Source organism: Streptomyces sp. NPDC001980, assembly GCF_040296885.1.
GTDB lineage: Bacteria > Actinomycetota > Actinomycetes > Streptomycetales > Streptomycetaceae > Streptomyces.
In genome coordinates this window covers 142,428-164,544 of record NZ_JBEOYD010000017.1, presented here as the reverse complement: position 1 = coordinate 164,544, position 22,117 = coordinate 142,428, and the positions used below count along the sequence as shown (strand labels likewise).

Here is a 22,117-nt window from a genome sequence, read left to right as displayed (position 1 = left end):
ACACAGGTACCGTCAGTTCTCCAGCCGGACCGGCATCAGGAGCGAGAAGGCGCCCTCGTCCTCGGGCCGGCGGATCGCGATCGGCGCGGTGGACGCGCCGAACTCCAGAATCAGCCGGTCACGGGCCCCGGCGGCCAGCGCGGCCAGCAGGAACTCACGGTTGACGGCAACACGGTTCGGGTCTTCGTCGACATCGGCTCCGTCGGCATCGGCACAGACGGTCACCCCACCGCCGTCCTCCACCCTGAGCACGCTGAGGCCGGGCGCCCCGGCCTCTCCGGAGCGGACAGGACCGGTCTCCAGAGCCTGCCGGAAGGCCGCCACCTCGACGACGGTGCGGCGTCCGCCGGCCCGGGGCAGGAGACGACGGTAGTCGGGGAAGTCGTGGTCGAGGCACCGGCCGGCCGCCTGCCGGTCCCCGGCCTCCAGTGTCACGCGGTCGCCGTCGAGCGAGAGTCGCGCGGGTCCCTCGCCGTCCAGCAGCGCACGCATCGCGTCGGCGAGCGGAGTCGGCACGATGACCTGCACCCGGCCCCCGTCGTGCCCGGCGACACCGGCCCGCGCGACCGCCATCCGGTACCGGTCGGTGGCCACCGCATGCAGGCTCTCGCCCTCGATGTCGAACAGCACCCCGCCGAGCATCGGCAGCTCGGGGTCGGTGCTCGCCGCGAAGCGAACCGTGTCCAGCACGGCTGCCAGCTCCGGCGCGGCGACGGACAGGCGGACGGCGGCGATGCGGAGCGAGGTCATGACATTCTCCCGGTGATCGAGTAGCGCTCGGAGCGCGGAGAACTCGTCGCGGGCATCGGACAGCCCCTGTTCGAGACGGCGCAGGTGTGCCCTGAGCAGCTTCCGGACCAGATCGGTGTCCGGGCCGGACCAGCCGGCCAGCACCAGCCGGATGTCCGCCAGCGGCATCCCGGCCCGGCGCAGGCGGGCCAGCAGCCGGGCCTCTTCCAGCTGCCCGGGCTCGTACCAGCGGTAACCGCTCACCGGATCCACCCAGGCAGGGACCAGCACACCGGCACGGTCGTAGAACCGCAGGGCACTCACGCCCAGGCCGCTGTCGCGGGCCGTCTCCCCGATGCTGCGCATGTCGTTCTCCACACCCGGCACTCTGGGCCCTGCACAAGGTCGAGGGTCAACCCCGCCAGGTCGGGGTGGGTAAGTAGCTGACGCCCCGGAAGTGCAGGAACGCGGTCCGCAGTGCGGGGTCGCGGAGGAGGGGCGTGGCCTGCCCGTCATCAGGGGATGCGGGCAGGCCACCGACCCGTCAGTCCGCCGTGTGTTCCAGGAACCGGCCGGCCGTCTCCGCCAGTACCTCGCGGCCGTCCCTCGCCCACAGCCCGTCGTTGAACAGCTCGACTTCGATGGGCCCGGTGTAGCCGGCCGCCTCCACGTACCCCTTCCACTCGCGCATGTCGATCGCGCCGTCGCCGAGCTGGCCGCGGCCGTTGAGGACGCCCTCCGGCAACGGGGTGGTCCAGTCGGCGAGCTGGAAGGTGTGGATACGGCCGCCCGCACCGGCCCGGGCGATCTGCTCGGGCGCCCGGTCGTCCCACCAGATGTGGTACGTGTCGACCGTGACGCCGACCTGGTGGGCCGGGAAGCGTTCCGCGAGGTCCAGCGCCTGGGTGAGGGTGGAGACCACGCAGCGGTCGGAGGCGAACATCGGGTGGAGCGGCTCGATGGCCAGGCGGACGCCGTGCTGTTCGGCGTAGGGGCCGAGTTCGGCGAGGGCGTCGGCGATCCGCTCCCGGGCGCCGTGCAGGTCCTTGGAGCCGGCCGGCAGGCCGCCGGAGACCAGGACCAGGGTGTCCGTGCCGAGGGTCGCGGCCTCCTCGACCGCCCGCCGGTTGTCGGCGAGCGCGGCGGCGCGCTCGTCCGGGTCGATGGCCGTGAAGAAGCCGCCCCGGCACAGGGTGGTGACCGTCAGGCCGGCCTCGCGGACCAGCTTGGCGGTCGCGTCGACGCCGTAGGACTGCACCGGCTCGCGCCACAGGCCGACACCCGGCACGCCCAGTTCCAGGCAGGCGTCGGCCAGTTCGGGCAGCGACAGCTGTTTGACGGTCATCTGGTTGATGGAGAAACGGGACAGGTCGCCGCTCACTGGTTCACTCCGTACAGGGCGAGGAGGGTCTTCATACGGTCCTCGGCCAGCTTCGGGTCGGGGAATAGGCCCAGGCCGTCGGCGAGTTCGTAGGCGCGCGCGAAGTGCGGCAGGGAGCGCGCCGACTGCAGGCCGCCGACCATCGTGAAGTGGGACTGGTGGCCGGCCAGCCAGGCCAGGAAGACCACGCCCGTCTTGTAGAAGCGGGTGGGGGTCTGGAAGAGGTGCCTGGAGAGCTCCACGGTGGGGTCCAGGAGGCCGCGGAAGCCCGCCGTGTCACCGGTGTCCAGGACCCGGACCGCCTCGGCCGCCAGCGGCCCCAGCGGGTCGAAGATGCCGAGCAGGGCGTGGCTGAAGCCCTGCTCGTCGCCCGCGATCAGCTCGGGGTAGTTGAAGTCGTCGCCGGTGTAGCAGCGGACGCCCTGCGGCAGGCGGCGGCGCAGGTCGACCTCGCGCTGCGCGTCGAGCAGGGAGACCTTGATGCCGTCGACCTTGTCGGGGTGGGCGGCGATGACCTCCAGGAAGGTGTCGGTGGCCGCGTCGAGGTCGGCCGAGCCCCAGTAGCCCGCCAGCGCCGGGTCGAACATCGGGCCCAGCCAGTGCAGGACCACCGGCTCGGCGGACTGGCGCAGCAGGTGGCCGTAGACGTCGAGGTAGTCCTCGGGGCCGGAGGCGGCCGCCGCGAGCGCCCGGGAGGCCATCAGGATGGCCTGGGCGCCCGACTCCTCGACGAGCGCGAGCTGCTCCTCGTACGCGGCCCGGATCTCGGCGAGCGAGCCGCCGGTGATCTGGTCCGTCCCCACACCACAGGCGATCGCGCCGCCGACGGCACGGGCCTCGGAGGCGCTGCGGCGGATCAGCTCGGCCGCGCCCGCCCAGTCCAGGCCCATGCCGCGCTGGGCGGTGTCCATCGCCTCGGCGACACCCAGGCCGTGCGACCACAGGTGGCGGCGGAAGGCGAGGGTGGCGTCCCAGTCGACGGCGGCGGGCGCGTCGGGGTTCGTGTCCGCGAAGGGGTCGGCGACGACGTGCGCCGCCGAGAAGACCGTACGGGAGGTGAAGGGGGTGCCCGGGGTGAGGGCGAACGGCTCGGTGCGGGGTTCGTACGCCCGCACCGACCCGTCCGCGGCGGGAAGGTGGATGGTCACAGTTCGATCTCCGGTACGTCGATGCGGCGGCCCTCCGCCGACGACCTCAGGCCCAGCTCGGCGAGCTGGACGCCGCGGGCGCCGGCCAGCAGGTCCCAGTGGTAGGGGGCGTCGGCGTAGACGTGCTTGAGGAACAGCTCCCACTGGGCCTTGAAGCCGTTGTCGAACTCGGTGTTGTCGGGGATCTCCTGCCACTGCTCGCGGAAGGCGTAGGTGGCCGGGATGTCCGGGTTCCAGACCGGCTTGGGGGTCGCGCTGCGGTGCTGGACACGGCAGTTCCGCAGGCCGGCGACCGCTGAGCCTTCGGTGCCGTCCACCTGGAACTCGACCAGTTCGTCGCGGTTGACGCGGACCGCCCAGGAGGAGTTGATCTGGGCGACGGCGCCGCCGTCGAGCTCGAAGATGCCGTACGCGGCGTCGTCGGCCGTCGCGTCGTAGGGCTTGCCGTTCTCGTCCCAGCGCTGCGGGATGTGGGTGGCGGTGAGGGCCTGGACGGACTTCACGCGGCCGAACAGCTCGTGCAGCACGTACTCCCAGTGCGGGAACATGTCGACGACGATGCCGCCGCCGTCCTCCGCCCGGTAGTTCCAGGAGGGACGCTGCGCCTCCTGCCAGTCGCCCTCGAAGACCCAGTAGCCGAACTCGCCGCGGACCGAGAGGATCCGGCCGAAGAAGCCGCCGTCGATGAGCCGCTTCAGCTTCAGCAGGCCGGGCAGGAAGATCTTGTCCTGGACGACGCCGGACTTGACGCCCTTGGCGTGCGCGAGCCGGGCCAGCTCCAGGGCGCCGTCGAGGCCGGTGGCCGTCGGCTTCTCGGTGTAGATGTGCTTGCCGGCCGCGACGGCCTGCTTGATGGCCTCCTCGCGGGCGGAGGTGACCTGGGAGTCGAAGTAGATGTCGATGGTGGGGTCGGCGAGCACGGCCTCCAGGTCGGTGGAGATGTGCTCGTCCGACAGGCCGTGGCGGTCGGCGATCTCGCGGAGCGCGTTCTCGCGGCGGCCGACGAGGACCGGTTCCGGCCACAGCACCGTGCCGTCGCCGAGGTCGAGTCCGCCCTGTTCGCGCAGGGCGAGGATCGAGCGGACGAGGTGCTGGCGGTAGCCCATGCGCCCGGTGACGCCGTTCATGGCGATACGCACCGTCTTGCGGTTCACGTGTTTCCCTTCGTCCGCGTGCGTCCCAGCGACGCAGCAAGCGCTTTCTATATGGTCTGAAGCTAGCCTTTGACCCCTGGTCTGTACAAGACCGTGATGGGGTCGAGTTGTTCGAGGGGGCGAACAACAGGAGTGAATGGCCTTATGGTCTGCACGGCAAGGGGGCTTCCTATGAGCAAGCTGTTGATCGGGCTGCCGATCAGGCTGCGTACGACGACGTACGACGAGATGCGTGACCGGAGGACGACGAGATGACGGTGACCCTGGCGGACGTGGCGGCCCGCGCCCAGGTCTCGCCCGCGACGGTGTCGCGCGTACTGAACGGCAACTACCCCGTGGCGGCGACCACCCGGGAACGGGTGCTGCGGGCGGTGGACGAGCTGGACTACGTCCTCAACGGGCCGGCGAGCGCGCTCGCGGCGGCCACCTCCGACCTGGTCGGCATCCTCGTCAACGACATCGCCGACCCGTTCTTCGGGATCATGGCGAGCGCGATCCAGGCCGAGATCGGCGGTCCGGGCGGGCGCGCGGGCGGCGAGCGGCTGGCGGTGACCTGCAACACCGGGGGGGCGCCGGAGCGGGAGCTGACGTACCTGACCCTGCTGCAGCGGCAGCGGGCGGCGGCGGTGATCCTGACCGGCGGGGCCGTGGAGGACGCGCCGCACGCGGCGGCGGTGGCGGCGAAGCTGCGCAAGCTGGCGGACGCGGGGACCCGGGTGGTGCTGTGCGGCCGCCCGCCCGCGCCGGACACCGACGCGGTGGCGCTGACCTTCGACAACCGCGGCGGCGGCAAGCAGCTGACCGAGCACCTCATCGGGCTCGGCCACCGGCGCCTCGGCTACATCGCGGGCCCCGAGGAGCGAACGACCACCCGGCACCGCCTGGAGGGCCACCGGGCCGCGCTGGCCGAGGCCGGTATCGAGGAGGATCCGCGCTGGACCGTGCACGGGCGGTACGACCGGCGGGCGGGGTACGAAGCGACGCTGGAGCTGCTGCGCCGGGACCCGACGCTCACCGCGGTGGTGGCGGCGAACGACTCGGTCGCGCTGGGCGCGTGCGCGGCGCTGCGGGAGTCGGGGCTGCGGATCCCGGCGGACGTGTCGGTGGCCGGCTTCGACGACCTGCCCTTCAGCATCGACGCGGTGCCGTCGCTGACGACGGTCCGGCTGCCGCTGGCGGAGGCGGGGGCGCGGGCCGGCCGCATCGCCATGGGCCGCGAGGAGCCGCCGCCGGGCGGGATCGCGACGGTGCGCGGGGAGCTGATGGTGCGGGGGTCCTCGGGAGTGCCGCGCACCTGACCACCCACCGGCGACGAGAACCCCCACAGCGGGGGGCGCGGCTCAGGTGCCCCCGACCAGTCCTCGTCCTCGTCCCGACTGTCGTGTTTCGGCTGCGGGTGTTCGGGGGGTGCTCGCGCAGTTCCCCGCGCCCCCAGGGGCGCGGGGAACTGCGCGACAAGCCCCCACCGGCCGGCAGCCGACCGACCACCGTCAGGCCCCTGTGCCTCTTCGCCCCAGCAGCGGCTCAGCTGGATCACGAGGCGTGTCTGGTAGCGCCAGGAGGGCTGGTGGCCGCCCTGACGGACCGCCATAAGTGCAGTCCGGCCGGGCCCCGCCAGGGTCTGGACGCAGTTGATGCAGAGGTTTCGATACGGGGGTTTTCGACGCACGGATCCGGGTGCCCGAGAGTCGGGCACCCGGATCCGTCCTTAGGTGTCAGGGAGTGTCACTCACCGGCCGCCGCCACCGCCGCCGTGGCCACCGCCACCGCCGCCGCCGTGGCCACCGCCACCGCCGCCGCCGTGACCGCCGCCGCCGTAGCCGCCGCCACCGTGACCGCCGCCACCGTAGCCGCCGCCACCGTGACCGCCGTAGCCGCCGCCGTAGCCGTTGTCGCCCCAGCCGCCCCAGCCGCCGTAGCCACCGCCACCGTGGCCGCCGTAGCCACCGCCACCGTAGCCACCGTGGCCGCCGTAGCCGCCGCCACCGTGACCGCCGCCGCCGTAGCCTCCGCCGCCATGGCCGCCACCGCCGCCGCCGTGGCCTCCGCCACCGCCGCCGTGGCCGCCGCCACCGCCGTGACCGCCGCCGCCACCGCCGTTGTCCTGGTAGGAGACAACGTGGTCGGGCGCCGCGTGGGTGGCCGCACTGGCAATTCCGGCTCCGGCGCCGAGCGCCAGGATGGGTGCCGAAATCGCAGCGATGGCGACCCTCTTCATACGTGTGGTGTGCGCGCGCATGGTTTCGCCCCTCTCCGAGGGTGTGATGGGTTACGACGGCCGCCGTGTCAGAAGAGTCGAGTCGGCCGCCCTGCGTACGCTCCAGAGCCTGCGCGCAGCCCTGAGCGCGTCCGCCACCCGTGATGCCGGGTTCTCCGCACCCGTCCGGGCCTTTCGGCGGACCACGTCACGTCCTGATTGAAACGGACATAAGTGACGTTCGTGTATAAACCTACGGCGCGGGCGCGGCGAAGTCAAAAGCAGGACCTCGGCCCGGCAGGAAAGAACAAGTGAAGCCAGTGGGGCCGCCGTTCGGGCCGGCACCTTCCGGCCGGGCGGGGTGGCGGGATAGCCTCGGAGCCACGGTATCTCTGACTCAGTCAGCCATCGGAGTCCAGCCATGACCGTCCAGGACATCCGCGCCTTCAACCGCTTCTACACCAACCTCATCGGCGCCCTCGACTACGGCCGCCACCTCTACGCCCCGTACACCCTCACCGAGGCCCGGGTGCTCTACGAGCTCGCGCACGCCGCCGACACCGACGCGGCCGACCTGCGGTCCGATCTCGCGCTGGACGCCGGGTACTTGAGCCGCATCCTCAACAAGTTCGAGGAGGCCGGGCTGATCGAGCGCGCGCCCTCGGAGAAGGACCCGCGGCGGCGGCGCGTGTCCCTCACCACGGGCGGCCGGTCCGCCGCAGAGCTGCTGGACGAGCGGGCCCGCGAATCGGTCGGCTCGCTGCTGGGCCCCGTCGACCCCGGCGAGCGGGCACGCCTCGCCGAGGCGATGCGCACCATCCGCACGATCCTCGGCGACGGGCACGCCCCCGAGGGCTCCGGCGAGGTCGTGCTGCGCGAGCCGCACCCCGGCGACCTGGGCTGGATCGTGCAGCGCAACGCCGCCCTGTACGCGGCCGAGTACGGCTGGAACACCGACTACGAGGGCCTCGTCGCCCGGATCGTCGCCGACTACGCCGAGGACCACGACCCGCACCTGGAGCGGACCTGGATCGCCGAGTGGGCCGGACGGCCGGTGGGCTGCGTGATGTGCGTACGGGACGACGCCCCGGGCACCGCACGGCTGCGGCTGCTGCTCGTCGAACCCGAGGCCCGCGGGCTCGGCATCGGCGACCGGCTGGTCACCGCCGTGACCGACTTCGCGCGCGGGGTCGGCTACCGGGAACTGGTCCTGTGGACCAACGACGTGCTGTCCGCCGCCCGCCGCATCTACCAGCGGCACGGCTTCGTCCTCACCGCCGAGAAACCGCACCGCTCCTTCGGAAAGGACCTGGTCGGCCAGGACTGGCGGCTGGACCTGCACGCGACCGGCGAGTGAGAAGTAGGTTGGTGAGCATGAAGTTCGCCTTCTCCACCCTCGGGGTCCCCGGTCTCCCGGTGCCCGACGTACTGGCGCTCGCCACGGCCCACGGCTACCACGGCGTGGAACTGCGCGCCCACCCGGAGGAACCCGTGCATCCCGGCCTCGGCCCGGCCGCGCGGTCCGACGTGGCCGCCGAGTTCAAGGCGACCGGGGTGGAGGTCCTGGGCGTCGCCGGGTACGCACGGGTCGCGGCGCCCGGCGATGACGCCCCGGTCCTCGACGAGACGCGCCAACTCCTCCAGCTCGCCCACGACCTGGGCGCCTCCTACGTCCGCGTCTTCCCGGGCGCCGACCCGGACCTGCCGGCCGCCGAGTCCGACGCGATCGCCGCCCGGCGGCTCGGCACGGTCGCCGAGGACGCCTCCGCGCTCGGCGTCCGGGTCCTGCTGGAGACCCACGACTCGCACCGCACCGGCGCCGCCGCGATCCGGGTCCTCGGCCCGGTCGGCCACCGCATGGTCGGCTCGCTCTGGGACGTCATGCACACCTGGCTGGGCGGCGAGCAGCCCGCCGAGACCTACGCGGCGCTCGCCCCGCACCTCGGCTACGTCCAGGTCAAGGACATCGCCTCGGCCGACGACACCACCCCGCTGCCGCTCGGCGCCGGGATCCTCCCCCTCTCCGAGTGCGTCGAGGTGCTCTCCCGGCACGGCTGGGACGGCTGGCTGTGCTGGGAGTACGAGAAGCGCTGGTACGAGGCCGCGGCCCCGCTGCCCGGGCTGCTGGCGGCGGGGCGGGAGCACCTGGCGCGGCTGCTCAACGAGTCCGCCTGACCCCCGCGCTCACGCGCCGGCGACCGGAATCCCCCACCCCGCGGCCAGCTCCCCGAACGCCTCGTGGAAGCCCGGGAACGTCTTCTTCACGCACCCCGGGTCGTCGTAGGAGATCCCGGGCGTGCGCAGCCCGGTCACCGCGAAGGACATCACGACGCGGTGGTCGCCGTAGGTCTTGATCTCGGCCGGGGCGGGCGTGCCCGGCCGGATCTCGATCCAGTCCTCGCCCGTGGCGACCTCGATCCCCAGCCGGCGCAGGTTCTCCGCGCAGGCGTCGAGCCGGTCGCACTCCTTCACCCGGGTGTTGGCCACGTCCTCGATCCGGACGGGACCGCTCGCGAAGGGGGCGATCGCCGCGAGGGTGGGCATGGTGTCGGAGATGTCCCGCATGGCGACGGTCAGACCGCGCAGCTCGCCCGTGCCCCGGACGGTCGTCCGGTCCTCGCCGATCTCCACGTCCGCGCCCATCCGCCGCAGTACGTCCACGAACCCCAGGTCGCCCTGGAGGGCGCCCCGCCCGAGCCCCGGGACGGTGACCTCACGGCCCGTCACGGCCGCCGCGGCGAAGAAGTAACTGGCGGTGGAGGCGTCGGGCTCGACGGCGTAGGTGGTGGCCCGGTAGCCGCCGGACGGGACGACGAAGACCTCGCCCTCCCGCGCCACCTCCACCCCGAACGACCGCATCATCGCGATCGTGATCTCCACGTACGGCGCGGACACCAGGTCCGTCACCCGGATCCGCAGGCCCCTGCGGGTGAGCGGGCCGAGCAGCAGCAGGGCGGTGAGGTACTGCGAGGACTGCCCGGCGTCGAGCGTCACCTCGCCGCCCTCGACGCCGGCCGCCTCGATGCGCAGCGGGTGGTGGCCCTCCGCCTCCTCGTGGCGCAGGTCGACACCGAGGTCGCGCAGGGCGCGGGTGAGCGGGGCGAGGGGGCGGCGGCGCATCTGCTCGGAGGCGTCGAAGCGGTAGCTGCCGTGGCCGGCCGCGGCGAGGGTGGGCAGGAAGCGGGCGGTGGTGGCGCCGTCCCGGCAGTGGACCTCGGCCTCGGGCAGCGCCGGGCCCTGCGGGCGGCCGTCCACCTGCCAGGTGTCGGGGGTACGGCCGACACGGTAGCCGAGCCGGGCCAGGCCCTCGGCGAAGCCCTCGGTGTCGTCGGAGCGGAGGGGGCGGACGAGGGTGGTGACTCCGTCGGCGGCGGCCGCTAGGAAGAGGGCGCGGGCGGTGACGGACTTGGAACCGGGGATCGCGACGAGGGGCATGGGCCGATGATCTCTGGTTTCCCGGGGGTGCGGGGGCGTTTGTCCATGGGCTGGAACAGGTGGATCGGTGTGTGCGGGCCGGTGGGGGCTTGTCGCGCGGTTCCTCCCCCAGCCTTCGGCCGGGGTACCCCCAGCGCCCCTGGCGAGGCGCTTCACCTACGCATCTGCAGTCCCTCTGCTCCCGACTTCAGGAACTCGGGAACCCCTCCCCCGCCCCGTCCGTCGAACCCGCAGGCTGTCGGAAGAGTCTCCGTGGTGCGGTGTCGGCCCTCGCTGCTGGCTGCGATCGCTGACCTACCCTCTCCGCCGCACCACGGCCGCCGGCCCGCCGCCATCGACGTGCCCCCCTCCAATGCGCCGATGGCGGCCCCTCTCCGGATAACGTGCATTCCCTTGACGGAAAGAAACTTCCCGAATATTGGTGACCCCACGGAAGTTTCCTTCAGCCGGTTTCTCCACCGGAAGGAGCGCACGTGCCCTCCAGACGCACCGTCCTCGCCGCGACCGCGGGCGTCACCGCGGGACTGGCCGTCGGCACCGGCGCGCATGCCCTCGGCGCCGACGACAAGCAGTCCGACGACCGGAAGTCCGACGACAAGAGGCTCCGCGCGATCGTCTCCCGGATGACGCCGGAGGAGAAGGTCGGGCAGCTGTTCGTGATGCGGGTCTACGGGCATTCGGCCACCGACCCCGACCAGGCCGACATCGACGCCAACCTCAAGGAGATCGGCGTCCGCACCGCCGCCGAGCTGATCGGGAAGTACCGGATCGGCGGGATCATCTACTTCACCTGGACGCACAACACCCGGAACCCGCGGCAGATCGCCGAGCTGTCGAACGGGATCCAGCGGGCCTCGCTGGAGCAGCCGCGCGGCCTGCCCGTGCTCATCGCCACCGACCAGGAGCACGGCGCGGTCTGCCGGATCGGGAAGCCCGCCACGCTCTTCCCGGGCGCCATGGCCATGGGGGCGGGCGGCTCCCGGGCCGACGCGCACACCCTCGGCCGTATCTCCGGTGCGGAGCTGCGGGCGATGGGTGTCCGGCAGGACTACTCCCCCGACGCCGACGTGAACGTGAACCCGGCCAACCCGATCATCGGCGTACGGTCCTTCGGGGCCGGCCCGGACACGGTCGGGGCGCTGGTCGCCGCCGAGGCGCAGGGGTACCGGGAAGCGGGGGTGGCGGCCACCGCCAAGCACTTCCCGGGGCACGGCGACACCGCCGTCGACAGCCACACCGGCTTCCCGGTGATCACGCACAGCCGGGAGCTGTGGGAGAAGCTGGACGCGGTCCCGTTCCGGGCGGCGATCGAGGCCGACATCGACTCGATCATGACCGCGCACATCCAGTTCCCGGCCCTGGACGGCTCCGGCGACCCGGCCACCCTCTCGCACCCCGTCCTCACCGGCATCCTGCGCGGCGAACTCGGCTACGACGGGGTCGTGGTGACCGACTCCCTGGGCATGGAGGGGGTCCGGACGAAGTACGGCGACGACCGGGTGCCCGTGCTCGCCCTGAAGGCCGGTGTCGACCAGCTCCTCAACCCGCCCACCCTGGACGTCGCCTGGAACGCCGTCCTGAAGGCCGTTCAGGACGGGGAGCTGACCGAGTCCCGGCTGGACGAGTCGATCCTGCGGATCCTGCGGCTGAAGTCCCGGCTGGGGCTGCTCGACCGGCCGTACGTCAACGCGAAGGACGTCGGCCGGGTGGTCGGGTCGGCGCAGCACCTCGCCGCCGCCGACCGGATCGCCGAGCGCACCACCACCCTGCTGGTCAACGAGGGCGGACTGCTCCCGCTGTCCCGCCGTACGCACGGCACGGTGCTGGTCGTCGGTGCCGACCCGGACTCGCCGTCCGGCACGACGGGGCCGCCGACCGGTGTGCTCGCCACCGCCCTCACCGGGCTCGGCTTCACCGCGACCGCGTTGCCCACGGGTACGAACCCCTCCGCCGCCGACATCGACAAGGCGGTCGCGGCGGCGAGGACGGCGGACGCGGTGGTCGTCGGGACGTACAACGTGACGGCGGGCAGCGGACAGCAGCAGCTGGTGGAACGGCTGGTCGCGACCGGCCGCCCGGTGGTGGCGGTGGCGGTGCGCAATCCCTACGATGTCGCCCAACTCCCCTCTGTGCAGGCCTGCTTGGCGGCCTACTCCTGGACCGACGCCGAACTGCGGGCCGCGGCACGGGTGATCGCGGGCCGGGTGGCACCGCGCGGCAGGCTGCCGGTGCCGGTGCAGCGGGCGGACGATCCGGCCCAGGTGCTGTACCCGATCGGCCACGGGCTGACGTATTAGACGTACGTCACGGAACCGGGCGTAACGCCTCCAACGGGCGGAAAGCCTCCCGTACAGCTGACGCGGACCGTGATCGCGGGCCACGCTGGCAGGGGGGTCGGTATGCGGAGCAGGCGTTTTGCGGGGGTTCTGGTGGCGGTGGCCGTCGTGCTGCTGCCGGCCGGTTGCCGGACGTCGTCGTCCGAGGCGCCGGCGGGCAGCGCGCGGTCGACGGCGAGCCCGACGCCGTCCGGGTACGGCGCACAGTTCCTCGCGGTCGACGAGTGCAGCTCGTTCGGGACCGCCAGCTTCACCGAGGTGCCCTGCACCGGTGAACGGGCGGCGGCCCGGGTGATCGCCCGGTACGACGGCACCGTCGCCGACGGTCCGCCGTGCCCGGCCACCACCGACTTCGTGCTGCACATCGGCGCCCAGCGCACGGGCGGCGGCGAGGACGGCGACGGAACGATCCCGCAGGGCTACGCCTGCATGCGCAACCTGGAGCCGCCGCACCCCGGTGACCCGGGCGGGGGCGGCGGGCCGCGCACCATCGTCGGTGACTGCGTCTACGGTTCGGGCCGCGGCCAGGTCCGGGAGACCGCCTGCGACGGCTCGGGGAAGCGGAAGCCCCAGTACCGGGTGGTGCGGGCGGTGACCACGCGGGACGACTGCCCGGCGTCCACCGCCCTGTACGTCCAGCTGGGCGGGGAGCATCCGGTGGGCTGCGCCCGCCGCGTGTGAACGCTCCATGTCGGCCTCGGCCAGAGCCCGGTCACTGGCCCTAAAGTGGGCCGATGCGTGCGGAGATCGGGCTCAAGGAGGTGGCCGAGCGGGCCGGGGTGTCCATGCGGACCGTGTCCAACGTGGTCCGGGACACCGGGCGCTTCTCGGAGGCCACCCGCGCCCGGGTGCTGCGCGCGGTGGAGGAGCTGGGCTACCGCCCCAACACGGCCGCCCGCCGCCTGCGCACCGGCCGCAGCGGGGTGCTGCTGCTGGCCGTACCCGAACTCGCCATGCCGTACTTCGCCGAACTCGCCGGGCACCTGCTCCGGGAGGCGGCCGCACACGGCTGCACGCTCCTCGTGGAGGTGACGGGAGGGCACGCGGCGGCCGAGCTGGAGATCGCCCTGGGGCGGACGGACCCCCTGGTCGACGGGGTGATCCTCAGCCCGCTCGCGCTGGACGACGAGGCCGCGCGGGCGGCGGGGGCCGAGCTGCCGCTGGTGCTGCTCGGGGAGCGGGTGCATGAGGTGCCGTGCCCGCACGTCACCATCGACAACACGGAGGCCGCGCGCGAGGCGACGGCCCGTCTGCTGTCGCTGGGCCGCCGACGGGTCGCGGTGATCGGCCGCCAGACCGTGCCGTATGCGGCGACTTCCGCGACCCGGCTCGCCGGGTACCGGCAGGCGCTGGAGGAGGCCGGTCTCCGGTACGAGGAGACGCTCGCGCCCGCGGTGGCCGCCTACGGGCGGGCCGACGGGGCCGCTGCGATGCGGACGCTGCTCGATCTGGCCGAGCCGCCGGACGCGGTGTTCTGTTTCGCCGACGCGATGGCGGAGGGCGCGTTGGCCGTCCTGCGGGAGCGGGGGCTGAGCACTCCGGGGGACGTCGCTGTCGTGGGGTTCGACGATGTGGAGGCGGCGCGGTATGCGGCTCCGCCGCTGACGACCGTGGCGCCGGACAAGCGGGAGCTGGCCCGGTTGGCGGTGGCCGCGCTGCTTCGGCGGATAGACGGGGGGATCGATGCGGGGCCGACCGTGCTGGTGGCGGGGCATCGGTTGGTGGTGCGGGAGAGCGGGTGAGAGCTCGGCAGGCGCGGTGGATCGCCGGGTGCGGGTCGCATGTGGCTGATCGCGCAGTTCCTCCCCCAGCCTTCGGCCGGGGGTACCCCCAGCGCCCCTGAAAGGGGCGCTTCAGTCGGCGCTTCCTACCCCCTTACCGCCCCTGCCGTGAGTCCTGAGACGAAATGCTTCTGCAGCAGGACGTACACGACGACCACCGGCGCCGACGCGATCACCACCCCCGCGAACAGCAGCGGGTACTGCGTCAGGAACTCGCCCTGGAAGTTCAGCAGTGCCAGGGGCAGGGTGCGGTGGTCCTGGGAGCGGATGAACAGGAGTGGATACAGCAGGTCGTTCCAGTCCATGACGAAGAGGAAGATGGCCGTCGTCGCGAGGGCCGGGCGGGTCAGCGGGACGGCTATCGAGCGGAACGCCCGCAGCGGGCCCGCGCCGTCCAGCTCGGCCGCCTCGTAGAGCTCCTCCGGTATCGAGCGCAGGAAACCGCCCAGGATGAACACCGCCGTCGGCAGGGTCATCGTCGTGTCGACGAGGATCAGGCCGAGCAGGCTGTCGGTGAGGCCGAGGCGGTCGAAGAGGACGTACTGGGGGACGATCGCCGCCTGGGCCGGGACCGCGAGTCCGGCCACCAGCACGCCGAACACGATCCAGCCCGCCCGCCCCGGCACCCGCGCACAGAAGAACGCGGCCAGGCTCGCCACGACGAGGGTCAGCGCGACCGCCCCCGCCGTGACGACCGCGCTGTTGACGAAGGCCGTGCCGAGGCCGCCCTCGTCCACCGCCCGCCGGTAGTTGTCCAGCCGCAGTGACCCCGGCGGGGTCAGCGGCGAGTCGAAGAGCTGCGGGAGCGTCTTGAAGGTGCCGAACAGCACCACCAGGAGCGGGAGTACGACGACGACGGCGCCCAGGGTGAGCACGGCGGGCCGCAGGGTCTTGCTCATCGGGTGGCCCTCCGTATCGCCCGCCGCTGCACCCAGGTGAGCAGCGCGATCAGCGCCATGAACACCAGGGACTGGGCGGCCGCGTAGCCGAACTGGTTGTTGGAGAAGGTCGTGTAGACGCGGGTGGAGAGGATGTCCAGGGCGGGGGACGGCGGGTTGCCGCCGAGGCCGAGGACCAGGTCGAAGGCCTTGAAGGACTGGACGGTGGTGTAGGCGACGACGATTCCGGTCGCGGGTGCGACCAGGGGCCAGGTGACGTAGCGGAAGCGGGCCGCGCGGCCGGCGCCGTCCAGCTCGGCCGCCTCGTACAACTCCCCGGGGATCGCCTGGAGTCCGGCGATGAAGACGACCATCATCTGGCCGGCGTGGAACCACACCTGGGTCAGCGCCAGCCAGAAGACCGCCGTGTGCGGGTTGCCGAGGTAGACGGACTGGAGGGAGTCCAGGCCGACGGCGCGCAGGGCGGAGTTGAGGAGGCCGCCGTCGGGGTCGTAGACGAAGCGCCAGACGAAGGCGACGGAGACGGAGGAGAGGACGGTGGGGAGGAAGAAGACGGCCCGGAGGAGGGTGGAGGCGCGGGTGGTGCGGACCAGGTAGAGGGCGAGGAGGAGGGCGAGGGCGGTCTGGGCGAGGACGACCGTGACGGTCAACTTGAGGTTGTTCTCGGCCGCGTTGGTGAAGGTGTCGTCGGCGGTGGCGAGGCGGGTGAAGTTGTGCAGGCCGACGTTGTGGTAGGCCGCGCTGTAGCCGTCCCAGTCCGTGAGCGCGTACTGGATCGCCTGGACGGTCGGATAGGCGAAGAAGAACAGGTAGAGGACGAGCGCGGGCACCGGGAAGACCCACAGTGCCCGCGGCGTACGCCTCCGCCCGCTACGACCGCTTCTGGTCGATGACACGCTGGGCCTCCTCGGCCGCCTGCGCCGGCTTCTTGCCGCCGACGACGGCGACGGCCGCGTTCTCGACCGCCGTTCGGATGTCGAGGTCGAGGAGCTGGAAGCGGGGGGCGAGCAGGTTCTTCTTCGTCAGCCAGGGCGCGATGGCCTTCAGGTCCTTGTTCGTGTAGTCGACGCCCTGGACGGTGACGTGCTGGCCGGTGCCGTTGGCGTAGGTGCCGGCGTTGGCGGGGTCGCTGAGGAACTCCAGGAAGGCGTAGGCGGCCGACTGGACCTTGGAGGCGCTGTTCACGCCGAGGATGAACGTGGTGTTGAAGACGCCCTGGTGCTTGGCCTCGGCCGCGGTGGTGGTGATGGGAGCGACCAGGTCGAAGGGGAACGTCGCGCCCAGTGACCGTACCGCCGCCATCTGGAAGGAGCCGACCGCCAGCAGGCCCGCCTTGCCCTGGGCGAAGAGCTGGGTGACGGCGTCGGTGGTGGAGCCGGTGGCGCGGGCCTGGAAGTAGGGCTTCAACTCGCCGTACTGCTCCAGGGTTTTGACGAACCAGTCGTCGGTCGCCTTGTACTGGCCCGACTCGATCTTCGTGAACATGTCGTCGCTGGGCGCGTTGTTCATGACCATCGTGTTGAGCAGCTGGCCGGCGTTGGCCGCGTCGCCGCCCGGCCAGGCGAGGGGGGTGTAGCCCTTGGCCTTGAGGTCGTCGAGGAGCTGGAGGAAGCCGTCCCAGTCGGCGGGGGCGCTGGTGTGGCCGGCCCTGTCGAGGGCGTCGGCGTTGGCGAGGGGCATGTTGAAGACGAGCTGGTACGGGAGGCCGTACTGAACTCCCTTGGCCACGCCCGGGGTTATCAGGCTCGCCCGGTACGTGCCGACGACGTCCGTGCCGGTGAGCGGGCTGTACACGCCCGCCTTGACGATCTGCTCGAACTGGGCGCCCCGGAAGGCGGTGAACAGGTCACCCGTCTTGGAGCCCTGGATGCGGCGCAGGGCGGTGGACTGGTAGTCGGCGGACGGCGAGATGTCCTGCTCGACGCCGGCGTCCGGGTACTTCTTCACGAACGCCTTGATCAGACCGGCGAGCACGGCCTTGTCCTCGGCCCGCCAGTGGGCGAAGGAGACGGTGCCCTTGACGGTGCCGGAGGTGGCGAGGGCGGAGGGCTTCGAGCCGCCGGCGGCGGTGCCGCCGCCGGGGCCGGCGCAGGCGGCGAGGCCGAGTCCGAGTCCGGAGGCGGCGAAGAGACGGAGGGCTGCTCTTCTGTCGAGCGCAGGGGACATGACGGGGCCTCTTTCTAGGCGTGGGCGGTGGTGAGGTGACGGGCGAGCAGCGGCCGGACGCACTCGCCGAACCGGATCGCCTCCTCCAGGTGCGGCTGGCCGGAGAGGATGAAGTGCTCGATGCCGAGGGCCGCGTACTCCTCGATGCGCTCGGCGACCTGCTCGTGACTGCCGACCAGGGCGGTACCGGCACCGGGCCGCACCAGCCCGAACCCGGCCCACAGGTTGGGATGGATCTCCAGCCGGTCGGTCCGACCGCCGCTCAGCGCGGCCATCGCCCGCTGCCCGGCGGAGTCGGAGCGGCTGAACCGCTCGTGAGCCGCCCTGATCGCCGCCGGGTCGAGGGAGTCGAGGATCCGGTCGGCCTCCGCCCAGGCCTCGGCGGCGGTGTCCCGGCTGATGACGTGCAGCCGGATGCCGTACGACAGTTCACGCCCCTCGGCGGCGGCCAGTTCCCGCACCCGCCCGATCTTCTGCGCGACCGCGGCCGGCGGCTCTCCCCAGGTGAGATAGGTGTCCGCATGGCGGGCGGCGACGGGGAGGGCGGCCTCGGAGGAGCCGCCGAAGAAGACGGGCGGGCGCTGCAGCGGCGGCCGCCGCAACCGGCCCCCGGCGACCCGGTAGTGGGCGCCCTCGAAGTCGTACGACTCCCCGGACCAGGCCGTGTGCAGCAGCGCGAGGAACTCCTCGGTGCGCGCGTACCGCTCGTCGTGCGCGAGGAAGTCGCCGTAGCCGCGCTGTTCGTCGGCGTCGGAGCCGGTGACGACGTTGAGGAGGAGCCGCCCGCCGGACAATCGCTGGTAGGTGGCGGTCATCTGGGCCGCGAGCGGGGGTGCGATCACGCCGGGCCGGAAGGCGACGAGGAACTTCAGCCGGCTGGTCTGCGGGACGAGCGCGGCGGTGGTGAGCCAGGAGTCCTCGCAGTCGCTGCCGGTCGGGGTCAACACGGCCTCGAAACCGGCCGATTCGGCGGCCCGGGCGACCTGGGTGAGGTAGTCCAGCGTGGGCGGGCGGGTGGTGGAGCGGGACTGGAGGGAGTCGCGGGCGGTCACGCCGACCACGTCACGGTCGTCGCCGGTGGTGGGCAGGAACCAGTGCAGACGCACGGTCATGGAAGTCTCCAGGAAGGAGCAGACAGGAGCAGATGCAACGTTGAATCACGCCGAGGACGACAGGTCGGGGCGTGCCGGAACGGGAGAAGGAGCGCCGGGGAAGGGCGCGCGGGGTCAGCTACACAGCGACGCGGCGACCCTGAGCAGGTCGACGTGCGCGCGCTTCACAAGCTCGACACCGGATTCCATGGGCCGGGACTATACACACCGGGGGTTACGGGCGAGACGGGAGTCTCGCAGCGTGGGACGAGGGTGCGTAAGTCCGCGATGTCAGGCAGATCTTGACGCCGGGTCAGGTGTGGATCGGGAAGGCTGCCTGGAAAGCCAGGCGTGGGGCGGCGGCCCCGATGCGGGTGAGCAGGTCGTCGAGGGCGAGGTACTCCTCCCAGGGCTCCCGTCGCGTCTCGTCCGCCAGTGCCCTGACGAGCCTGTCCTCGAGGCCGGCGACGCGCTTGTCCTTCCACACCTTGCCGGCCGCGCTGACCAGGAGGTCCTCGACCGTCACCACGGGGTTGTCCCAGTCCGCGTGGGTGGCGGCGAACCGGGCCAGTGCGGGCGGGAAGCCACGGCTCAGCAGCAGGTCACGACCGGCGGCCTCGTGGGCCGAGCCGGGTCCGGCGAGTTCCCCGGGATGGCGGACCTTGCCCACGTCGTGGGTGGCCGCGCCGAAGAGGACGGCGTCGCGGTCCACGGCCAGGTCCGGGTACCGGTCCGCCACCCAGTCCACCAGGTCGACCGCGACGTCATGAACCGCACGCAGGTGCGCCGCCAGCCGGGGCGGGGCGTTCAGCGAACGCAGCAGTTCCGCCACCACGGGCGGCAACGGCCGCAGCGGGGGCTCGCCCGGGGCGTCCAGGGCACGTGCCAAGAAGTCCGCAGGCGTCGCGGTCATCCCGCGGACACTCCTCCCGTCACCATGACTCGGCCTGCCGGAACAGTGCGATCACCTCGGCGAAGAACCAGACACAGAACACCAGACACGCACCCCACAGCCCCCACAGGACCCAGCGGACCTCTCGTCGTATGCGCACGGGCGGTTCGCCCCTCCCTCAGCAGAGGATCCAGCCCGAGCTGACCGAGCTCCGGCCCACCGCGCCCCGTACCCACACGCATCGGTGCCCCGCGTGGACCGTGACCGGGCCCGCGCGGTGGCTGTACTTGCCCTTGTCGACGACCGGGCGGTTGCCGCGGGCCTGGACGCTGACGGACATCATCCGCCTGCCGCCGGACTCCTTGGGGAGGGTGATCGCGCAGACGTAGCCGCCCTGCCGGTAGACGTGCACGGTGCCGGTGGCGAAGGGCAGGGTCCGCACCTCGCGTCCGGCGCAGTTCGCGGCCGTCACCGCCTGGGCCTCGGCCGGCGCCACGAGCGCGAGCGCCCCGGAGGCGGCCAGCACGGCCACACCGAGCGCGAGCCGCCGGCGTATCGCACCACTGTCCACAGTCGTCCCCTCCCGTACCGCAGCTGTGCACCAACCATGACCGTACTGATGTACGGACGCCCGACGTATGTCGGATGGTTGCACGGCCGTCAGGTACGCGAATCCACCGCCCCTACGTGACGGCGTCGGCGACGACCGTCGCCACGGCCCGTTCGACCTCGTCAGACCGCGCCTACACCCGCGACGAGTGGCTGGAGCAGGTTCCGGCCTTCGGCGGCAACGGCCAACTCCCGCCGGATGAACGGAAGTCACTCCTCACCGGCTTCGTCGCCGCCGTCGACGCGATGGGCGGCCGGTTCACCATGCACTGCACCACGGTCGTCGTCACCGGCGCGAAGACCCGCGCTCGCCGCGTGCATTCAGGGATGAGCTCACCGGGATGAGCTCACGGGGCTGCCGCGGACCCGCAGCCGCGTCCTCCTCGCACGGTCGCGGCACATCAGGATGTGGCCAGGCGGGCCATAACGGCGTCGAGGGCGAGGTCGAGGGTGAACTCGAACTCGGCGTCGCTGTCGAAGCGAGCGAGGTCGGCGGCGGCTTCGGCGACGCGGGGAAGGCCTGACCGCTCCAGCACGGCCTGGCGCTGTGCGATGCCGGAAGCGTCGGTCACGCCGTAGGTGGGCCCTGCGTGCACCTCGCGGAGCAGGGTGCCGATCAGTGTGGCGACCAGGCTGCGGAGTATCGAGACGGCCTCGCGCCGCGGACAGCCCGTGGCGCGGAGGGCGGCGAGGACGGCGTCGACCGGGGCGAGCCCTTCGAACGACACGAGCTGGCGGGTGAGGACGAGCTGCGCCGCCTGGGGGTGGGCGAGGGCGCGGTCGCGGAAGGCGTGGCCGATGGCACGCAGGTCGCCGCGCACGTCTCCGGTGGGCTCGGGCAGGCGCATCGACCCGAGGATCTGTTCGGCCACCGCGTCGAGGAGGCCGTCCTTGCCGGCGACGTGGTTGTAGAGGCTCTTCGGGTCGACGCCGAGGACGCGGGCGACCGAGCGCATGGAGACCGCGTCGATGCCGTCCAGGTCGATGACCTCAAGGGTGGCTTTGACGATCGCGTCGCGGTTCAGCAGCGGCGCCCCCTTGGGCGGGCGACCCCGTCGGGGCTCTCGTGTCTCGGTCATCACACCATGATGCCCGCCGTTGAATTAATCCACGCCGTGGGTATATTTGCTTCAGCCCAGTTAATACCCACAGTGTGGGTAAAGAGGGAAGGAGCGGCGATGCGATTTCCGTGGGGTCCCGGTGACGTGGCCGACCTGCCGACGGTCGGCGCCGGCATCGACACCCTGTCCGACCTGTCGAGGTCGGCCGAGCCGCCGGGCGTCCGGTTGCGGACGGCACGTGCCCAGGCCAGGGCGTTCCGTGCCGAGTTCGCCCTGACGGGTACGCCGGACACCGTCGTCACCTGCGATCTGGTCACGTTGCCCTACCCCACGCGGTTCGGCCTGTTCCGCGCGTCGCGCGCCATCGCCCCGTTCCTGTCGATCACCAACCGCATGCTCGTCATCCGGTGGCGGGACAGCGACGGTCGCCCGCGGGTGCTGCTCTTCGAACCGAGCGACGTCGAACTGGGCCGCTACACGCCCTACTTCGACAACCTCGCCCAGAGGACGCCGGGCGTCCTCGAACGGCGGATGGTCCGGGAGCACGGCACGGTGCTGGGGCACCTCGCCCGGCTCGGCATCCGGCCGGGCGACGTCGACTACCTGATGTTCGACCACCTGCACACGCAGGACCTGCGCCGCTGGGTGGGTACGACCGCCCACCAGGACGATCTCGACGCCCGCCCGCGGGCCGCGTTTCCGCACGCCAAGGTCGTCGTCCAGCGGGACGAGCTCGCCGGCATGGCCGAGCTGCACCCGCTGCAGAGGCCCTGGTACCAGCCGGACACCTACCGCGACGTCCCGCCCGAGGCGTTCCTGCCGATCGACGGTTCGATCGTTCTCGGTCCGGGCGTGGCCGTGGTCAAGACGCCGGGCCACGTCTTCGGCAACCAGAGCCTCGTCGTCAACACGTCGACCGGCATCTGGGTCAGCAGCGAGAACGTCATCGCCGCCGAGGCCCTCACCCCCGAGCACTCCCGACTGCCGGGCATCGCCAAGTGGGCGCGGGGGTGGCAGCAGGAGGTGGTGCTCAACGCCAACACGATCGAGACCACCGCCGACCAGTACAACTCGACCGTCCTGGAGAAGACGTTGGCCGACCGCAGCCAGGCCGACCCGCGCTTCCTGCAGTTCTTCCCCTCCAGCGAGCTGACCGGTGCCTGGACGAACCCCGGCACGACGCCGACGTTCAGCCACGGTCACATCACCCACGGCGCCCAGCCGGCCTGAGGAAGCCA

22 protein-coding genes are annotated in these 22,117 nt (G+C 72.3%); 8 read left to right on the top strand and 14 right to left on the bottom strand.

Going from position 1 to position 22,117, the window contains the following annotated elements:
• Positions 1-12: 12 nt before the first annotated feature.
• From ABT137_RS26060 to ABT137_RS26045, 4 genes are all read right to left on the bottom strand, one after another.
• Positions 13-1,095 carry a DNA polymerase III subunit beta family protein gene (locus ABT137_RS26060; RefSeq protein ID WP_351712879.1) on the bottom strand — a complete coding sequence of 361 codons (1,083 nt, stop codon included), beginning with the start codon at positions 1,093-1,095 and terminating at the stop codon, positions 13-15.
• A 178-nt stretch (positions 1,096-1,273) separates the two neighbouring features.
• Positions 1,274-2,074, bottom strand: a complete 801-nt coding sequence (locus ABT137_RS26055; protein WP_351712974.1) for a sugar phosphate isomerase/epimerase family protein — start codon at positions 2,072-2,074, stop codon at positions 1,274-1,276.
• Positions 2,075-2,106: 32 nt separating this feature from the next.
• Entirely contained in the window at positions 2,107-3,258 is a 1,152-nt protein-coding gene (locus ABT137_RS26050) for a dihydrodipicolinate synthase family protein (RefSeq protein WP_351712877.1), read from the bottom strand.
• Positions 3,255-4,412: a Gfo/Idh/MocA family protein gene (locus ABT137_RS26045; protein ID WP_351712875.1), complete on the bottom strand. Its 1,158-nt coding sequence runs from the start codon at positions 4,410-4,412 to the stop codon at positions 3,255-3,257. Before ABT137_RS26045 ends, ABT137_RS26050 begins: the two co-directional genes overlap by 4 nt.
• A gap of 251 nt (positions 4,413-4,663) precedes the next feature.
• Between ABT137_RS26045 and ABT137_RS26040 the strand changes: the two genes are divergently transcribed.
• The gene (locus ABT137_RS26040; RefSeq protein WP_351712873.1) at positions 4,664-5,710 is read left to right on the top strand and encodes a LacI family DNA-binding transcriptional regulator; all 1,047 of its coding nucleotides are present in this window, start codon (positions 4,664-4,666) and stop codon (positions 5,708-5,710) included.
• A 431-nt stretch (positions 5,711-6,141) separates the two neighbouring features.
• Here ABT137_RS26040 and ABT137_RS26035 read toward each other — a convergent pair whose 3' ends face one another.
• A complete protein-coding gene (locus ABT137_RS26035; RefSeq protein WP_351712871.1) occupies positions 6,142-6,630 on the bottom strand; it encodes a hypothetical protein in 489 nt (162 codons plus the stop codon).
• A gap of 400 nt (positions 6,631-7,030) precedes the next feature.
• On the opposite strand from ABT137_RS26035, the gene ABT137_RS26030 reads away from it, so the two are divergent.
• Together ABT137_RS26030 and ABT137_RS26025 are read left to right on the top strand one after the other, a co-directional pair.
• Positions 7,031-7,966, top strand: coding sequence for a bifunctional helix-turn-helix transcriptional regulator/GNAT family N-acetyltransferase (locus ABT137_RS26030; protein ID WP_351712868.1), 936 nt, complete (start codon positions 7,031-7,033; stop codon positions 7,964-7,966).
• 17 nt (positions 7,967-7,983) lie between these two features.
• On the top strand, positions 7,984-8,784 hold the full coding sequence (locus tag ABT137_RS26025; protein ID WP_351712866.1) for a sugar phosphate isomerase/epimerase family protein: 801 nt from the start codon (positions 7,984-7,986) through the stop codon (positions 8,782-8,784).
• 9 nt (positions 8,785-8,793) lie between these two features.
• On the opposite strand, the gene aroA is transcribed toward ABT137_RS26025, so the two are convergent.
• A complete protein-coding gene (aroA, locus tag ABT137_RS26020) occupies positions 8,794-10,044 on the bottom strand; it encodes a 3-phosphoshikimate 1-carboxyvinyltransferase (protein ID WP_351712864.1) in 1,251 nt (416 codons plus the stop codon).
• Between the two features lie 473 nt (positions 10,045-10,517).
• On the opposite strand from aroA, the gene ABT137_RS26015 reads away from it, so the two are divergent.
• The 3 genes from ABT137_RS26015 (at position 10,518) to ABT137_RS26005 (ending at position 14,122) form a co-directional block, all read left to right on the top strand.
• The gene (locus ABT137_RS26015; protein WP_351712862.1) at positions 10,518-12,341 is read left to right on the top strand and encodes a glycoside hydrolase family 3 protein; all 1,824 of its coding nucleotides are present in this window, start codon (positions 10,518-10,520) and stop codon (positions 12,339-12,341) included.
• A 102-nt stretch (positions 12,342-12,443) separates the two neighbouring features.
• Positions 12,444-13,061 carry a hypothetical protein gene (locus ABT137_RS26010; protein ID WP_351712860.1) on the top strand — a complete coding sequence of 206 codons (618 nt, stop codon included), beginning with the start codon at positions 12,444-12,446 and terminating at the stop codon, positions 13,059-13,061.
• 53 nt (positions 13,062-13,114) lie between these two features.
• On the top strand, positions 13,115-14,122 hold the full coding sequence (locus tag ABT137_RS26005) for a LacI family DNA-binding transcriptional regulator (protein WP_351712858.1): 1,008 nt from the start codon (positions 13,115-13,117) through the stop codon (positions 14,120-14,122).
• A gap of 125 nt (positions 14,123-14,247) precedes the next feature.
• Here ABT137_RS26005 and ABT137_RS26000 read toward each other — a convergent pair whose 3' ends face one another.
• The 7 genes from ABT137_RS26000 to ABT137_RS25970 all read right to left on the bottom strand — a co-directional run bounded on the left by ABT137_RS26000 (position 14,248) and on the right by ABT137_RS25970 (position 19,780).
• The gene (locus ABT137_RS26000) at positions 14,248-15,060 is read right to left on the bottom strand and encodes a carbohydrate ABC transporter permease (protein ID WP_351712856.1); all 813 of its coding nucleotides are present in this window, start codon (positions 15,058-15,060) and stop codon (positions 14,248-14,250) included.
• Positions 15,057-15,956 carry a carbohydrate ABC transporter permease gene (locus ABT137_RS25995; RefSeq protein WP_351712854.1) on the bottom strand — a complete coding sequence of 300 codons (900 nt, stop codon included), beginning with the start codon at positions 15,954-15,956 and terminating at the stop codon, positions 15,057-15,059. The genes ABT137_RS26000 and ABT137_RS25995 overlap by 4 nt, the downstream gene beginning before the upstream one ends.
• Positions 15,931-17,226, bottom strand: coding sequence for an ABC transporter substrate-binding protein (locus ABT137_RS25990; RefSeq protein ID WP_351712852.1), 1,296 nt, complete (start codon positions 17,224-17,226; stop codon positions 15,931-15,933). Before ABT137_RS25990 ends, ABT137_RS25995 begins: the two co-directional genes overlap by 26 nt.
• A 14-nt stretch (positions 17,227-17,240) precedes the next feature.
• Positions 17,241-18,338 carry an LLM class flavin-dependent oxidoreductase gene (locus tag ABT137_RS25985; RefSeq protein WP_351712850.1) on the bottom strand — a complete coding sequence of 366 codons (1,098 nt, stop codon included), beginning with the start codon at positions 18,336-18,338 and terminating at the stop codon, positions 17,241-17,243.
• A 114-nt stretch (positions 18,339-18,452) separates the two neighbouring features.
• Entirely contained in the window at positions 18,453-18,527 is a 75-nt protein-coding gene (locus ABT137_RS25980) for a putative leader peptide (RefSeq protein WP_350780434.1), read from the bottom strand.
• Positions 18,528-18,630: 103 nt separating this feature from the next.
• Positions 18,631-19,230, bottom strand: a complete 600-nt coding sequence (locus ABT137_RS25975; RefSeq protein WP_351712848.1) for an HD domain-containing protein — start codon at positions 19,228-19,230, stop codon at positions 18,631-18,633.
• Positions 19,231-19,387: 157 nt separating this feature from the next.
• Positions 19,388-19,780 carry a hypothetical protein gene (locus ABT137_RS25970; protein WP_351712846.1) on the bottom strand — a complete coding sequence of 131 codons (393 nt, stop codon included), beginning with the start codon at positions 19,778-19,780 and terminating at the stop codon, positions 19,388-19,390.
• Between the two features lie 116 nt (positions 19,781-19,896).
• On the opposite strand from ABT137_RS25970, the gene ABT137_RS25965 reads away from it, so the two are divergent.
• Complete coding sequence (locus ABT137_RS25965; protein ID WP_351712844.1) at positions 19,897-20,163, top strand: hypothetical protein; 267 nt, start codon at positions 19,897-19,899, stop codon at positions 20,161-20,163.
• 56 nt (positions 20,164-20,219) lie between these two features.
• Here the strand turns inward: ABT137_RS25965 and ABT137_RS25960 are convergent, their stop codons facing one another.
• Positions 20,220-20,897 carry a TetR/AcrR family transcriptional regulator gene (locus tag ABT137_RS25960; protein WP_351712842.1) on the bottom strand — a complete coding sequence of 226 codons (678 nt, stop codon included), beginning with the start codon at positions 20,895-20,897 and terminating at the stop codon, positions 20,220-20,222.
• 99 nt (positions 20,898-20,996) lie between these two features.
• Here ABT137_RS25960 and ABT137_RS25955 point away from each other — a divergent pair, with 99 nt between their 5' ends.
• Positions 20,997-22,109 (top strand): MBL fold metallo-hydrolase, encoded by a 1,113-nt coding sequence (locus ABT137_RS25955; RefSeq protein ID WP_351712840.1) that lies wholly within the window; start codon positions 20,997-20,999, stop codon positions 22,107-22,109.
• Positions 22,110-22,117 lie beyond the last annotated feature (8 nt).

Excerpts from the sequence above, each read along its gene's own strand:
- ABT137_RS26035 (WP_351712871.1), bottom strand. The coding sequence starts at position 6,630 with ATGAAGAGGGTCGCCATCGCTGCGATTTCGGCACCCATCCTGGCGCTC.
- ABT137_RS25990 (WP_351712852.1), bottom strand. The coding sequence starts at position 17,226 with ATGTCCCCTGCGCTCGACAGAAGAGCAGCCCTCCGTCTCTTCGCCGCC.
- ABT137_RS26030 (WP_351712868.1), top strand. The coding sequence starts at position 7,031 with ATGACCGTCCAGGACATCCGCGCCTTCAACCGCTTCTACACCAACCTC.
- ABT137_RS26005 (WP_351712858.1), top strand. The coding sequence starts at position 13,115 with ATGCGTGCGGAGATCGGGCTCAAGGAGGTGGCCGAGCGGGCCGGGGTG.
- ABT137_RS25955 (WP_351712840.1), top strand. The coding sequence starts at position 20,997 with ATGCGATTTCCGTGGGGTCCCGGTGACGTGGCCGACCTGCCGACGGTC.
- ABT137_RS26000 (WP_351712856.1), bottom strand. The coding sequence starts at position 15,060 with ATGAGCAAGACCCTGCGGCCCGCCGTGCTCACCCTGGGCGCCGTCGTC.
- ABT137_RS26055 (WP_351712974.1), bottom strand. The coding sequence starts at position 2,074 with ATGACCGTCAAACAGCTGTCGCTGCCCGAACTGGCCGACGCCTGCCTG.
- ABT137_RS25985 (WP_351712850.1), bottom strand. The coding sequence starts at position 18,338 with ATGACCGTGCGTCTGCACTGGTTCCTGCCCACCACCGGCGACGACCGT.
- ABT137_RS25960 (WP_351712842.1), bottom strand. The coding sequence starts at position 20,897 with ATGACCGAGACACGAGAGCCCCGACGGGGTCGCCCGCCCAAGGGGGCG.
- ABT137_RS25975 (WP_351712848.1), bottom strand. The coding sequence starts at position 19,230 with ATGACCGCGACGCCTGCGGACTTCTTGGCACGTGCCCTGGACGCCCCG.
- ABT137_RS26040 (WP_351712873.1), top strand. The coding sequence starts at position 4,664 with ATGACGGTGACCCTGGCGGACGTGGCGGCCCGCGCCCAGGTCTCGCCC.
- aroA (WP_351712864.1), bottom strand. The coding sequence starts at position 10,044 with ATGCCCCTCGTCGCGATCCCCGGTTCCAAGTCCGTCACCGCCCGCGCC.
- ABT137_RS26060 (WP_351712879.1), bottom strand. The coding sequence starts at position 1,095 with ATGCGCAGCATCGGGGAGACGGCCCGCGACAGCGGCCTGGGCGTGAGT.
- ABT137_RS26010 (WP_351712860.1), top strand. The coding sequence starts at position 12,444 with ATGCGGAGCAGGCGTTTTGCGGGGGTTCTGGTGGCGGTGGCCGTCGTG.
- ABT137_RS26025 (WP_351712866.1), top strand. The coding sequence starts at position 7,984 with ATGAAGTTCGCCTTCTCCACCCTCGGGGTCCCCGGTCTCCCGGTGCCC.